Genomic DNA, 13,616 nt, shown 5'->3' on the forward strand with positions numbered 1-13,616 from the left:
GCCTTGTTTTCAAGCCAGTTCGGCTCCGGGGTATCCCCTTGGTGTCACCACATGATTGTCTTGCAAACGACTGCTGCTATTGCCGATTAACACAATCGTGAGCATGTCCACCTCTTTGACTGGCAGCGTCTGCAGTGTGTGCAGCTGTATGTCTTCCTGCGCTCGTCCAAGTTGACGTGCTACGACCACTGGCGTGCTGGGGGCTCGATGCTCCAGCATGAGTTCAATGGCACGCGTCAGCTGCCAGTCGCGTTTTTGAGAGCGTGGGTTGTAAAGGGCTACCACGAAATCTCCGCTGGCTGCACTTTTCAGGCGGGTTTCAATCTTTGACCAGGGAGTAAGGCGATCGCTGAGACTCACGCTGCAGAAATCGTGCATCAGAGGGGCACCTACCTTGGCGGCGGCTAATTGCAGGGCTGAGAGGCCTGGATGCACCTGAAATTGTGGCCGATCACTAGGGGGTTGTGTGAGCCATAGTTCCAGGGCTAGGCCGGCCATGCCGTAGATGCCACTGTCTCCTGAAGAGATCAAGGCGACTCGTGCTCCCTGTTGGGCTAGCTCCAGGGCCTTAAGGCAGCGATCCCGTTCGCGAGTGAGTTGCCCGTCCAGACGGGCTTGATCTGGGCGGCGCAACGGTTCCAGTAGATCGAGGTAGAGGTCGTATCCAACCCATATGGCACTGCGGGCTAGTGCTGCACGGGCATCGTGGGTGAGAAAGGCCAAATCTCCAGGACCGCTTCCGATTAGATGCAATTCGCCTCTTTGGGGTGCAAAAGGTTGATTGGCTTCGCTGATGGCGATGGTGGTAGCACCATGTTCAGCGTTTTGGGCGTGGTGAATCTGTTTGGTTAGCAGCAAAGTGCCTTTGTTGTTAGCTGCGAGTAGTGCTGCTGCTTCGGCCACGGAAGAGGTGCCCATAGCTTTTGCTACCACAGCAGAAGGTGTGGGTACGTCAACTTCTGCGAGGGCATCAGCGTTGAAGAAGCGCACAGGCCAGTCCTTTGCTTGCGCGAGAGCGAGCAGAGCGGTTTCATCGGCCTTTCGGTCAATGCTGGCAAGGCCTGCTACTGCCTCTGGGGCAAGGCCTGCCTCTGCTAGGGCAGCTGCCACGGCACGCTCAAGCAGGCTCAGGCTTGTATCGCGTTCACAGCCAATTCCAATCCATAGACTGGCGGGATGCCAGCTGCAAGACATGCTGCTTTGTGGGCCGATGGTTAGCTGGTCTGGCCGAGCTTTATCACCATTGGCATTGGCATCAAAAACGTCTTGTGCAGCAGCAGTTGTTTGCCAAAACGTCGCACCAGAATGCTGCAGAAGCAAAAGCTTCCCCCCTTGGGCTTGGGTCAGCATCAACTGATTCCAGTTGTCGCGGCTGCCGCTACGTCGCCAGCCCCAGCCTTTGCCAAAACTATCGAGGGCCAAGCGGTTTTGGCTGTTGGCGTCTCCGGTGAGTACAGCATGGCCGCCTAGCTCTGCGGCCAGTTCCATGGAAAGTTGTTCTGCGCCCGCCTGGTGACCGCCCAGCAATGGCACGATGTGTTTGCCATGGGCATCAAGGACGATCACGGCGGGATCTTTGTCCTTCCCAATCAGTAATGGAGCAATTAAGCGGGTCACGGCGCCGATAGCACCCACGATGAGCAAGACCCCGTTTGGCTGCCAGTTTCTGCTCAGCACTTCGCTGGCGGGGCCAACTACAAGGCTTTGAGGTGTTCCCTCGAGAGTGTTTGCTGCACGCGGGGTAAGGGCCAGTTGATCCACCTGGTGGCGTCTTGCAAGCCTTTGCAAAAGGGGCCAGGCGCTGACAGAGAGACCAAGAGCCAGGCGCAGAGCGGGGCTAGGTGCGTCGGGATGGGTCAGGGCAGGTTGGCCAAGGGGAACGTTGGAGGCTGTTTCCTTTTATTTGATCTCGGCATGAGCGTTAAAGCATGCTTTTGGATCAATCAAGGGTTGGCCAAGAGGGTTAGGAATTGGGTCTTGGGGAGGCTTGGGCAGCGTCTGCTTTGAGTTTTGGCTCTAGTTCGGCGTTTGGTTCTAGATCAGGAGTTGGCTCGAGAGCAGAGTCTGGATCAGGGTTTGGTTCTAGATCAGGAGTTGGCTCGAGAGCAGAGTCTGGATCAGGGTTTGGTTCTAGATCAGGAGTTGGCTTGAGAGCAGAGTCTGGATCAGAGTTTGGTTCTAGATCAGGAGTTGGCTTGAGAGCAGAGTCTGGATCAGAGTTTGGTTCTAGATCAGGAGTTGGCTTGAGAGCAGAGTCTGGATCAGAGTTTGGTTCTAGATCAAGAGTTGGCTCGAGAGCCGAGTCTGGATCAGGGTTTGGTTCTAGATCAGGGGTTGGCTCTAAAGGAGATTCTGGTTCGGCTTCGGCTTCTGGCTTTAGTTCGGCTCCAGACCCGAGCTCTGTATCGGGTTCACTGGAGAGCGCTAACTCCTGTTTTGCAGACGGATCAGAAAGTTCGTCTTGGATAGGTTTTGGTTCTGATGCGTTGTCAAGTGTCGAGATTTGCGGGGCTTCTGATTTGTCTTGAGGGGTTTGATCAGCCAAAGGCTGGTCTTCTTCTGGCTGGGGTTCCCCTAAGAGCCTTGCTACTTGCTGATTTGTCAGCGTTGCCTGCATCCAAACTGGCTTGACTGCTTCGCTGGTCTGAACAATCCTCAGTTGGTTGTTGAATACTGGATTAATTGGCTTACTAAAGCCGTCGAGCATCTCTGTTTGAACGCTAATGGGGCCTGATCCTGAGGGCAGGCCCTTGATCCAAATGGCGTCTTGGTGAGTGATTTGGAAACTTTCACCATTCACACTCACTTGGAGTCGCCAGCGGCCATCGCCTTCTTTAAGGTTCTGAATGGGAGCATTCCAGATCAACCAGTCCAATAGAAGGGGTTCAGTGTTGCTGAGTTCTGAGGGGCTAACGGTGACGAACCAAGGCTCATCTTCTGTCGGTTGCGTTTTTTGCAGAGGTTGAAGCTGATGCAGCCGCCATTGCAGGCTGGCCTTGGGATCCTTTACAGCTTCGCCCCATGGATAAGCGGCGTAGGCGCTGAGTCTGTGACTTCCAGGCTGCAGGCCTTCCATCGCAATACGCAGTTGGCCACCATCTGCTTCGCTAATGCGGAGTGGTGGATTCTCATCAAGTTGCACCACAACATGGGCACCGAGGCCTAGTTCTGGATCGTTGGTCAGTGGCCAGTCCTTCAAATTGAGGAAGAGCTCCCAGCTCCCATCCTTCTTAAGCACTGTCCCGTCTGTTGGGCTTTCCAGGCTCAGTTGGGGGTGATGCTTGGCGAGTTGCTCTCGCAGTTGTTGTACTGCCCCTGGTGGGGCAATCTCTTGCAGAGTTCCAGTTGGCGCTGGCACGCGTAAGGATTGCGTTGTTGAACGTTCCTTGTTTTGGTTGTTAAAGGGCCAGCCTGGCAGGGCTTGTGCGGGAGAGAGCCCAGAGATGCTCAGCAGCACAACCAACACCAGGCCTTGCAATAGGCGCATGGCCTTCCCATGCCATAACGACAGATTGAATTGCTGACGCCGGCTCGAAAGCGGCATTGGAGGGAGGCAAGATTTGGTCATTCTGGGCAGCCACCCGGTGTGGGTAAAAGCGTGGCAACTCCTTGCAAGGCGGCAGTGTTGGATTAGTTGATTGATTTATGTTAATTAGCGTTGAAAATCTGCTTCTTTTGGAGTTGTAAACTTACGTGTATTAATGATCCGCTTCTGTCAGTGGCCCTTCTGCAGACGCCAGGCCCCCACTGATTAGCGAGCGGATAGAACATTTGTTACTTGCTGTCGTAGTGAGTGGTGCTCAGCTTTATGCTGCTCGAAGCGGTCCCCTTGTAGGGGCCCATAGCTCCAGTGTGAGTCTGAGTTTCGACTTTCGACTTGTGCTGGCGCCCGGTATCAGCACCACTTCGGTGGTGGTGTCTCCGGGGCCCCGGCAAGCCCATGGGCCTGTCGAAGGGGTGGACCTCCACCTCGATCCCGTCCCTCGAGGAACCTCTCGATGACCATCAGCCCACCAGAGCGTGGGGAAAAAGCGAAGCCCATTTACGATCAACCAGTCGACCGGGACCACGTCCCAGCCGACTTCGAAAAATTCGAACAACCCGGATTTTTCTCGAAAAGCCTCGCTAAAGGACCAAACTCCACAACCTGGATTTGGAACCTCCACGCTGACGCCCACGACTTCGATACCCACATTGGGGATCTGGAAGAAACCAGCCGGAAGATCTTTTCGGCGCACTTCGGCCATTTGGCCATAGTGTTTATTTGGTTAAGCGGTGCCTTCTTCCACGGTGCCCGCTTCTCCAACTACTCCGGCTGGCTAGCCGACCCCACGCACGTGAAACCCAGTGCGCAGGTCGTTTGGCCAATTGTCGGTCAAGAAATCATGAATGCTGATGTGGGTGCCGGTTTTAACGGCATCCAGATCACCTCCGGCATTTTCCAAATTTGGAGGGGTTGGGGAATTACCAGTGAGACGGAGCTCATGGCTCTTGCAACTGGTGCCCTAATCATGGCTGCCCTGGTTCTCCATGGCGGAATCTTCCATTACCACAAAGCAGCTCCAAAGCTGGAGTGGTTTAAGAAGATTGAGTCGATGCTTCAGCACCATCAGATTGGTCTGTTTGGCTTGGGCTCTCTTGGTTGGACAGGTCACTTGATCCATGTGGCCAACCCCACCAACGCCCTTTTGGATGCCATAGATGCAGGCACTCCAATGGTGCTTGATGGCAAGACCATTGCCTCTGCAGCGGATATCCCTCTGCCACACGAGCTCTATAACGCTGATCTCGTTGGCCAGATTTATCCAGGTCTTGCTTCAGGCATCGGGAACTTCTTCTCAGCTAATTGGTGGGCCTTTAGTGATTTTCTCACCAACAACGGAGGAGTGAATCCTGTAACCGGTGCTTTATGGAGTACTGATGTTGCTCATCACCATTTGGCATGGGCGGTCTTTTTGATGTTTGGAGGCCACGTATACCGCTCAAGATTCGGTATCGGCCACAGCATGAAAGAGATCATGGGGAACGTAAAGGGTGACCCCCTCTTGTTCCCAGCTCCCAATGGTCATAAAGGTCTCTTTGAGTTCCTTTCCAGCAGCTGGCATGCTCAGTTGGCAGTGAACCTGGCCTGTATTGGTTCTGGGAGCATCGTGGTTGCACACCACATGTATTCTCTGCCTCCATATCCATACCTAGCGACTGATTACCCAACGGTTCTTGGGCTATTCACACACCACATGTGGATTGGTGGCTTGATGATTTGCGGAGCAGCCGCTCACGCTGGCATCGCAGTCATTCGTGACTATGACGTCTCAGTTCACGTCGATAACGTGCTTGACCGCATGTTCAAGGCGCGCGACGCCATTATCAGTCACCTCAACTGGGTGTGTATGTTCCTTGGCTTCCATAGCTTCGGCCTTTATATACACAACGACAGCATGCGTGCTTTGGGTCGTTCCCAAGACATGTTCAGCGACTCTGCAATCCAGTTGCAGCCTGTCTTGGCTCAGTGGATCCAAAGCCTTTGGGCGTCTTCAATCGGCACATCATCTGTGGTTGGTACGGCAACAGGTCTGCCAGGTGCAGTTAGTGATGTGTTCAACGGAAGTGTTGTAGCAGTAGGCGGCAAGGTGGCTCTGATGGCTATTCCCTTGGGAACAGCCGACTTGATGATTCACCACATCCATGCCTTCACCATTCACGTAACTTGCCTCATCCTTCTTAAGGGTGTGCTTTTTGCCCGTAGTTCCCGTCTTGTTCCTGACAAGGCAAATCTTGGCTTCCGCTTCTCTTGCGATGGCCCAGGTCGTGGTGGTACCTGCCAGGTTTCCTCTTGGGACCACGTGTTCCTAGGCCTGTTCTGGATGTACAACTCCCTCTCGATGGTGATCTTCTACTTCTCGTGGAAGATGCAAAGCGATGTATGGGGCACTGTTAATTCAGACGGCAGTGTGACTCATCTCGTTTCTGGCAACTTTGCTCAAAGCGCCATCACTGTGAATGGTTGGTTCCGTGACTTCCTCTGGGCTCAGTCCTCACAGGTACTCACGAGCTACGGCACTGGCCTCAGCGGCTATGGCCTGCTATTCCTTGGTGGCCACTTCGTGTGGGCCTTTAGCTTGATGTTCTTGTTCAGCGGCCGTGGCTACTGGCAGGAGCTATTTGAATCCATTATCTGGGCTCATAACAAGCTCAAGCTTGCTCCCACCATCCAGCCCCGGGCACTTTCGATTACGCAGGGCCGCGCAGTTGGTGTAACCCACTTCCTGTTTGGTGGCATTGTGACCACCTGGGCCTTCTTCCATGCCCGCCTTCTTGGGCTCGGCTGACCTTTCCTGACCTTTCCCCACATGGCAACGAAATTTCCTTCGTTCAGCCAGGGTCTGGCACAGGACCCTACAACCCGCCGTATTTGGTACGGCATAGCCACGGCTCACGACTTCGAGAGCCACGACGGCATGACCGAAGAACGGCTTTACCAAAAGCTGTTCTCTACCCATTTCGGTCATCTGGCTGTTATTGGCCTATGGGTTGCAGGAAACCTGTTCCATATCGCCTGGCAGGGCAACTTCGAACAGTGGGTCGCCGACCCACAAAATGTTCAACCGATTGCCCACGCAATTTGGGATCCTCACTTCGGTCAAGGCATCACTGATGCTTTGACTCAAGCGGGGGCTTCCCGTCCAGTAAACATTTGCTATTCCGGTTTGTACCACTGGTGGTACACCATCGGAATGCGCACCAATACAGAGCTTTACCAGGGCGCCATCTTCATTGACATCCTGGTTGCTTGGCTCTTGTTCGGTGGTTGGCTGCATTTACAGCCAAAGTTCCGTCCTTCGCTGGCGTGGTTCAAGAACGCTGAGGCGATGATGAATCATCACCTCGCAGTGTTGTTCGGTTTCACCAACATCGCCTGGACTGGTCACCTCGTTCACGTGGCCATTCCTGAATCACGTGGTCAGCACGTCGGTTGGGACAACTTCCTCACAGTTCTCCCACACCCTGAAGGGTTGACCCCATTCTTCACAGGAAACTGGGGAGCCTATGCACAGAATCCTGATTCTTTGAATCATGCCTTTGGTACTTCTGAAGGCGCTGGCACGGCCATCCTTACTTTCCTAGGTGGTGTTCATCCACAGAGTGGTGCCCTTTGGCTGACTGACATCTCGCACCACCACATTGCGATCGGTGTCTTCATGATCATCGGTGGCCATATGTACCGGAATAGTTTCGGTATCGGCCATACCTTTAAGGAAATTACCGACGGTCACAACACCAATCATCCCAATGATCCTCATAAGGATGGTTTCCGAGAAAAAATCGGTCACTACGGTCTCAATCACAACGGGATCACCGATACGATCAACAACTCCCTGCACTTCCAACTTGGTCTTGCTCTTGCCTGTCTAGGTACAGCAGCCAGTCTTGTAGCGCATCACATGGGCGCCTTGCCCTCGTATGCCTTCATTGCGCAGGATTACACCACTCAGGCAGCTCTTTACACCCACCATCAGTACATCGCCATCTTCCTGATGTGCGGTGCCTTCTCCCACGGAGCAATCTTCTTTGTCCGTGACTATGACCCTGAGGCCAACAAGGACAATGTTCTTGCAAGGGTCTTAGAAACCAAAGAAGCACTGATCAGTCACTTGAGCTGGGTTTGCATGCTCCTCGGTTTCCATACCCTGGCGCTGTATCTCCACAACGATGTGGTGATTGCTTTCGGAACCCCCGAAAAGCAGATCCTTGTTGAGCCCATCTTTGCTCAGTTCATTCAGGCCGCTAGTGGCAAGGTCATGTATGGCCTTGATGTGTTGCTTGCGAATGCAAATAGTGCCCCATCCTTGGCTGCGGCTGGGATGCCTGGGGATCACTACTGGATGGATCTGATTAATGCCAGTCCAGAAGTTTCCAACTTCATGCCTATTGGCCCAGGAGACTTCCTGGTTCACCATGGCATTGCCTTGGGTCTTCACACCACTGCATTGATCTTGATCAAGGGTGCACTTGATGCAAGAGGTTCCAAGCTGATGCCCGACAAAAAGGACTTCGGCTATGCCTTTGCTTGTGATGGCCCTGGACGTGGCGGCACCTGCGACATCTCTGCGTGGGACTCCACTTACATGGCTATTTTCTGGGCACTGAATACCATTGCTTGGGCAACTTATTACTGGCACTGGAAGCACCTTGCCGCTTGGCAGGGCAACATGGCTCAGTTCAATGAGTCGAGTACCCACTTAATGGGTTGGTTCAGGGATTATCTCTGGATCAATAGTTCCCAGATCATCAATGGCTATAACCCATTCGGGATTAATAATCTCTCCCCTTGGGCATACATGTTCCTAGCAGGCCATTTGGTCTGGGCAACAGGATTCATGTTCCTGATCTCTTGGAGGGGTTATTGGCAGGAGCTGATCGAGACTCTCGTTTGGGCTCATCAGCGCTCTCCGATTGCCAACCTGGTTGGATGGCGTGATAAGCCAGTAGCTCTTTCGATCGTGCAGGCCCGTCTCGTTGGTGTGACGCACTTTGCAGTGGGGAACATCTTTACCTTTGGTGCCTTTGTGATTGCATCTACAGCTAGCAAGTTTGGATAACATCCCCTCTCGCTAGTTAGTTAGTCGATTCATCGTCAGAAAGATAATTCCCCGTCAGGTTTTACTTGACGGGGTTTTTTCTTGCTTTGTTGGATGCATTTCTTCTTAGAGTATTGGCTTGTAAAGCACCTTATTGCTCAAGTAATGCCATGGAAATGGTTGGTCAAATTCTTTGAAATTGTCTAGTCAAAGAGTTTGGCTTTGATTGGATTAATTGAAAAAAAGGATGCCAATTGAAAGCCTTCAAAAGTTTGTTCTTGCCCGATAGAGGGCTTCTTTTTATTCGCTTTCTCTGGACTGTCTTGTCTCTGAGTTAATCCGTTCTGTGTATACAAGTCGACTCAGGGAATCTTGTTAGGTGGTTTTGCTTAGATTAGACTTTCTTCTCTCTTTGTATTGGCGAATACCAAGATGCGAATGTAGGCCGATTTGTTCTTTAAGGCTGCTCGCTTTGAGGAGGCGCCAATGCCTCTAATTGTCTATCACCCTCATGCGATGTTTCTAGGCTCGCCTTAGTCTTCTTAGTGCCTTTTTCTCCCCTCCCAAGGCCTGAGATTTTGAAGTTGGGTGGGGATTTTCCGCCTCGCGAAGGAGAGGCAGAAAATCCTTAAAGCGCTTGGCTTAAGCGGGCTAGAGGCAGGTTTCTTATTTCCACCTTGCCACACCTTTACTCATTGCCCTTTCAGCATGCCTTGGCATTCTTGAAGCAATAAAAAACCTGGGGAAGCAATCAAGCCACCCCAGGAGAAGGTTTTCTACTTTTCTATTTGATGATGTGTAAAGCTGCTTGATTCTTAAGAAGCCCAGACATTCATGGGAACATTCAGCAGTGGTTGCATGTGCAAAGTGTTGCATAGGAACCATGCAAAGGCTGCGCCCGCGCAGCCACCAAGCCAAAAGCCACTCGTGAAGTCTGCCCAGCCTTTCCTTGTGAACAGGTCGGCAGGAGGGTTGGCAACAGTGACATCCGGGGGTGGCACGGTGGGTGCCTTGCCGGGGACGTTGTAAAGCACTAAAAGAGCAGTAAGGATATGCACTGCTCCAACTGTTGCCAATAAAGCTGCAGTTGTAGCAAAATCGGTAGTTCTTAACGGACCCATTACAAGGAAGGGACCGTAAATGAAGTAGCCGATCGCGGCACCAGTTTCCAAGCCGCGGAAGTTTGCAGAAATACCCTCGCGATATAGGGGAAGATTGTTGACTAAGGCTTTCACGAAGTAGCCACTATTGACTGGAGTGGCCAGGTTTCCGACGCAGGGGTCAGCAGCAGGCTGCACAGCCCACTCTTCTACGTGCCCTCGGTCACGGTACTTTTCGTTGAGCGTCTTGGGGCCTAGGGGCAGGTTCTCGTCAGTCATTCGGCATTAGGGGAGTCGGTTGGCTGGGGTTAAGCGTCTACAGCTCAGTCGGTGGCTGTGATATGGCGACCCACTAGGACAATGAAAATTGCCGGTGTCACTAGCACGATCAGGGGTACAAACACCGCAGGCAGCCAGGTGGCAGCAAAATCACTTGTCATGGCGTCAGCCAAAGGTTCCATAGCTACTGTATAGATCGCCTTTGAATAGGGCCTATTCAGGCCCTGTTGGCGACATAAAAGTTCAATCCATCACTATCGGGCTCATCATCGGTTACCGCTGTTTCAACGAGCCATCTTTCAATGAATCAACTGTTTGCTGGTGCTGCTGTTTTAGCTCTCACGCTTGTGCTCTGGGGTTTGGGTAGACGCCCCCGCAAGCTCTTGCTGAGCAGTACCGACGCCAGCAGCGTGGCTGCTTTGAATCGTGTTCAGCTAACGCTAGCCAAGCCTCAATCGCAGGGATCTGAGGATTCCACTTCGTTAGCCCTTGAGAATCCGGTTACATGGAATTCGCCGGCTACGTCTCTTGAACGCCTTGCTCTGCAAAGGCAGTTACGTGAGGCCATGGCTGCCGGCCCTGAGCAACGATTAGAGGCTGTAACCCTGGCAGGCCTCTGGGGTCATGCTTCGGTTATGTCACTGCTACGGCAGGGGCTGCACGACTCCGATGGCCGTGTTGTAGCTGCTGCAGCGGCAGCGCTTGAAGGCTATCGAGGTAAGCCGCGTGCAGAGCTAATTCAGGATGTTCGGCCGCCGCGCAACGTCGCCCGAATGCGGTAGATCGGTCGTCCTTGGCTTTCGTGGTAGGTGCGCATGACTAACTCGCCTAGTAGACCAAAGCAGAACAATTGGACTCCCGTCAGGCCGAGTACCACAGCCATGGTGAGTAGTGGGCGGTTGCCAATGTCTTCTCCCATAAGCTTGATCGCCAGTAAATAGATACTCGTCAGCAGGCTCCCGCCCATGGCGAGTAACCCGCCGAAGCCGAAGACGTACATCGGTCTGGTCAGAAAGCGCTTCATAAACCACACCGTGAATAGATCCATCAACACGCGGAAGGTGCGATCGATCCCGTACTTGCTATTGCCGTATTGGCGTGCACGGTGGTTGACTTTCACTTCGGTGATCAGAGCCCCTTCGATAAAGGCCAAAGCCGGCAGGAAGCGGTGCAGCTCGCCATAGAGACGCATATCGGTCAGGATTTCTTTCCGATAGGCTTTCAGTGAGCAGCCGTAGTCATGCAGCCTTACACCGGTAACTCGGCCGATCAGGCGATTGGCAATTTTTGAGGGCAACTTGCGCTTTAGGGCAGCATCCTGGCGTTGATGACGCCAGCCGCTCACGAGGTCGTATCCCTCACGCAACTTCGATAGGAGTAGCGGGATATCGGCGGGATCGTTTTGGAGATCACCATCGATGCTGACAATCACTTCACCTTGGGATACGTCGAACCCTGCAGCCATGGCAGCCGTTTGGCCATAGTTTTTGCGTAGAAGTACGCCCACCAGTTCTGGCGTTTTAATACTTAGCTGCTCCAGCACCTTGGCGGTTCCGTCGGTGGAGCCATCATTCACCAGCACCAGCTCGAAGATTTCACCAGTAGGGCGTAAGGCTGCAAGGAGTTGATCTATCAACTTTGGCAGGCTTTCCTCTTCGTTGAAGAGGGGCACTACGACTGAGAGGTCCATGGGCGAGGGCATGCCGGAGGCCTTCCGCAGTAGAGAGCAACTTAGGCGCTGCCCTTCAGGGGAGAGTGGTGCCGTCATGGCAGCGTTCCACTCGCCCCGCCCCGCGTAGCTCAGCTCGGTAGTAGCAGGCCACTGGATGGGTGTCGTTGGCAGTCAGCCGATCGCAACCGATGCCGTTGCGTCCATGCTCTTTACCGGAGCTATGCCAGTAGCTTCCGTTGCCTCCATATACGCCAACGTGGCTGCAGCGTTTTCGACTGCCGAAGAAAATCAGATCTCCAGGGCGGAGTTGTTTGGTGTTGTCAGGTTGCACAGTTATTGGCGTACAGAACCTTTCCTGCTGATAGGCGTCGCGCGGCAGCCAGATGCCTTGACTAGCAAAGGCGGTCTGTACAAGGCCAGAGCAGTCAAAATCTGGCCCGATGCTGCCGCCCCATAGGTAAGTGTTTGGCTGGCTGGCTGCTGCCTCCACCCAGGTCATCACAGCCGCTAGTCGTTGCCGGATCTCTCTGATGACAAGCAGTTGAGGTCGCCAGCGTCCCCGTTGAATGATCTGGCCGTTCACTTCGCGCAGATCAATCCAGCAGGGGTATCCGTCTTCCAGTAGCCGCACCCGTAGCCGTGTTAATGGCTGTTGATATTTGTTGGGCTTCGCTGCATCGAGCACTTCAAAGCTTCGGCCTGCGGCCGCCTGGGTGGCCAGTCCAGCCCCTTCGACACCGGCGTAACCGTTGACTCCCTTTTGAAGTTGCCAGCAGCTGCCTGGAGCAAGAAGGTCAGTGGTGATTGGGGTGCCTAGGGTCGGCATTGCCTGAAGTGATTAGCAATGGCGTTCTACCGCCCCGATAGTGCTATGCAGGCTCAGCTAAAGGGGCTGTTAGATCGATTGGCGGCAGAGAGGCGCCCTGGCCTTCATAACAGCGTGGCGATCAGCTGGGTTCGTTATGACTGTTCTGATCCAACTCCCGGCAGTGGCTCGGGGGCCGGTTGGTCGGATCAGCGCATTCTTTTCCCTGCCAGTGTGGTCAAGCTTGTCTATGCCCTTGCTGCTGAGGCATGGCTCCAGCGGGATCTGTTGCCAGAGGCCGATGAGCTTCGTCGGGCGATGCGAGACATGATTGCTGATTCGAGTAATGACGCCACCAGCCTTGTGTTGGATTTGCTTACCGGCACGACAAGCGGCCCATCGCTGCTGGGAGAATCCTGGCAGACTTGGCAGCAGCAGCGGCACCTGGTGAACGACTGGCTGCAAGGGTTGGGATGGGAAGAGTTGGAAAAGGTGAACTGTTGCCAGAAGACCTGGGGTGATGGACCTTATGGTCGAGAGCGAGATTTTTATGGCGTAGGTCTCGGGAATCGCAATGCGTTAACCACTGCAGCTACAGCTCGCCTGCTTGAGTCAGTGATGACTGATGCTTTGGTGTCTCCGTTGGCCTGCAAGCGCTTGCGTCAGCTTCTTTCAAGGTCTATTGATCTCCTGCAGCGCAAGGCTGATCCAGAGAATCAGGTGGATGGATTTCTTGGAGAAGGTTTGCCGGTGGGATCCCGTTTGTGGAGTAAGGCTGGCTGGATGAGTCAGGCTCGTCATGATGCGGCTTGGTGGTCTTTACAAGGAGGCAGGCCGATGCTTTTGGTGGTCTTCACTCAAGGGAGGGAGCGAGCTAATGACACAACCCTCTTGCCGGCAATAGCTCGCGAACTCAGCAAGCTATAGGGTTAAAAGAATTGAGGCCTCTAAGTAAATCAAACGAGAAAAAGTTGAATCTGAGTGAAAGCGGTATAAAGCAGGCATTACATGACTATATAGTATTTATCTATACAGATAAAGTCTTTAATGGTAAGTGATTTTGTGAATTTATATCCTTTTATCTTTTTAAAAGTGCTCTCACTTTTCTCGTTTGGCGGGGCTTGAGTGGATCGATTCAGTCAAGCCGGTTAAAGCGGGATTAGTTTGGAGAAAAGCTACAT

Annotated in this window: 11 protein-coding genes; 5 read left to right on the top strand and 6 right to left on the bottom strand. The window is 53.3% G+C overall.

Annotated elements, in window-relative coordinates:
• Positions 1-9: 9 nt before the first annotated feature.
• Entirely contained in the window at positions 10-1,788 is a 1,779-nt protein-coding gene (gene cobJ, locus SIB68_RS11330; protein WP_063400831.1) for a precorrin-3B C(17)-methyltransferase, read from the bottom strand.
• Positions 1,789-1,963: 175 nt separating this feature from the next.
• Positions 1,964-3,544 carry a hypothetical protein gene (locus tag SIB68_RS11335; protein WP_236069075.1) on the bottom strand — a complete coding sequence of 527 codons (1,581 nt, stop codon included), beginning with the start codon at positions 3,542-3,544 and terminating at the stop codon, positions 1,964-1,966.
• 245 nt (positions 3,545-3,789) lie between these two features.
• Between SIB68_RS11335 and SIB68_RS11340 the strand changes: the two genes are divergently transcribed.
• From SIB68_RS11340 to psaB, 3 genes are read left to right on the top strand one after another with little or no spacing between them, the layout of a single operon-like run.
• Positions 3,790-4,002, top strand: a complete 213-nt coding sequence (locus SIB68_RS11340) for a hypothetical protein (RefSeq protein ID WP_196757141.1) — start codon at positions 3,790-3,792, stop codon at positions 4,000-4,002.
• Positions 3,999-6,329 (top strand): photosystem I core protein PsaA, encoded by a 2,331-nt coding sequence (gene psaA / locus SIB68_RS11345; RefSeq protein ID WP_063400828.1) that lies wholly within the window; start codon positions 3,999-4,001, stop codon positions 6,327-6,329. The genes SIB68_RS11340 and psaA overlap by 4 nt, the downstream gene beginning before the upstream one ends.
• 21 nt (positions 6,330-6,350) lie before the next feature.
• On the top strand, positions 6,351-8,600 hold the full coding sequence (psaB, locus tag SIB68_RS11350; RefSeq protein ID WP_011131136.1) for a photosystem I core protein PsaB: 2,250 nt from the start codon (positions 6,351-6,353) through the stop codon (positions 8,598-8,600).
• Positions 8,601-9,394: 794 nt separating this feature from the next.
• Here the strand turns inward: psaB and SIB68_RS11355 are convergent.
• Together SIB68_RS11355 and SIB68_RS11360 are read right to left on the bottom strand one after the other, a co-directional pair.
• Positions 9,395-9,958: a photosystem I reaction center protein subunit XI gene (locus tag SIB68_RS11355; protein WP_011131135.1), complete on the bottom strand. Its 564-nt coding sequence runs from the start codon at positions 9,956-9,958 to the stop codon at positions 9,395-9,397.
• 44 nt (positions 9,959-10,002) lie between these two features.
• The gene (locus tag SIB68_RS11360; RefSeq protein ID WP_011131134.1) at positions 10,003-10,119 is read right to left on the bottom strand and encodes a photosystem I reaction center subunit VIII; all 117 of its coding nucleotides are present in this window, start codon (positions 10,117-10,119) and stop codon (positions 10,003-10,005) included.
• 141 nt (positions 10,120-10,260) lie between these two features.
• Here SIB68_RS11360 and SIB68_RS11365 point away from each other — a divergent pair, with 141 nt between their 5' ends.
• Positions 10,261-10,740: a hypothetical protein gene (locus SIB68_RS11365; RefSeq protein WP_063400827.1), complete on the top strand. Its 480-nt coding sequence runs from the start codon at positions 10,261-10,263 to the stop codon at positions 10,738-10,740.
• Here the strand turns inward: SIB68_RS11365 and SIB68_RS11370 are convergent.
• Both SIB68_RS11370 and SIB68_RS11375 read right to left on the bottom strand, forming a co-directional pair.
• Positions 10,698-11,660: a glycosyltransferase family 2 protein gene (locus SIB68_RS11370; RefSeq protein ID WP_063401126.1), complete on the bottom strand. Its 963-nt coding sequence runs from the start codon at positions 11,658-11,660 to the stop codon at positions 10,698-10,700. The two genes, SIB68_RS11365 and SIB68_RS11370, sit on opposite strands and share 43 nt — an antisense overlap.
• Before the next feature lie 43 nt (positions 11,661-11,703).
• Positions 11,704-12,456 (bottom strand): C40 family peptidase, encoded by a 753-nt coding sequence (locus tag SIB68_RS11375; RefSeq protein WP_063400826.1) that lies wholly within the window; start codon positions 12,454-12,456, stop codon positions 11,704-11,706.
• An 18-nt stretch (positions 12,457-12,474) separates the two neighbouring features.
• On the opposite strand from SIB68_RS11375, the gene SIB68_RS11380 reads away from it, so the two are divergent.
• Positions 12,475-13,362: a serine hydrolase gene (locus SIB68_RS11380; RefSeq protein WP_063400825.1), complete on the top strand. Its 888-nt coding sequence runs from the start codon at positions 12,475-12,477 to the stop codon at positions 13,360-13,362.
• Positions 13,363-13,616: the final 254 nt, after the last annotated feature.

It is taken from the genome of Prochlorococcus sp. MIT 1323, assembly GCF_047304905.1.
Lineage (GTDB): Bacteria > Cyanobacteriota > Cyanobacteriia > PCC-6307 > Cyanobiaceae > Prochlorococcus > Prochlorococcus marinus_D.

Bases quoted from the DNA above. Each gene is read 5' to 3' on its own strand.
- psaA (WP_063400828.1), top strand. From the start codon at position 3,999: ATGACCATCAGCCCACCAGAGCGTGGGGAAAAAGCGAAGCCCATTTAC.
- SIB68_RS11335 (WP_236069075.1), bottom strand. From the start codon at position 3,544: ATGCCGCTTTCGAGCCGGCGTCAGCAATTCAATCTGTCGTTATGGCAT.
- SIB68_RS11360 (WP_011131134.1), bottom strand. From the start codon at position 10,119: ATGACAAGTGATTTTGCTGCCACCTGGCTGCCTGCGGTGTTTGTACCC.
- SIB68_RS11355 (WP_011131135.1), bottom strand. From the start codon at position 9,958: ATGACTGACGAGAACCTGCCCCTAGGCCCCAAGACGCTCAACGAAAAG.
- SIB68_RS11380 (WP_063400825.1), top strand. From the start codon at position 12,475: ATGGCGTTCTACCGCCCCGATAGTGCTATGCAGGCTCAGCTAAAGGGG.
- SIB68_RS11375 (WP_063400826.1), bottom strand. From the start codon at position 12,456: ATGCCGACCCTAGGCACCCCAATCACCACTGACCTTCTTGCTCCAGGC.
- psaB (WP_011131136.1), top strand. From the start codon at position 6,351: ATGGCAACGAAATTTCCTTCGTTCAGCCAGGGTCTGGCACAGGACCCT.
- SIB68_RS11370 (WP_063401126.1), bottom strand. From the start codon at position 11,660: ATGCCCTCGCCCATGGACCTCTCAGTCGTAGTGCCCCTCTTCAACGAA.
- SIB68_RS11365 (WP_063400827.1), top strand. From the start codon at position 10,261: ATGAATCAACTGTTTGCTGGTGCTGCTGTTTTAGCTCTCACGCTTGTG.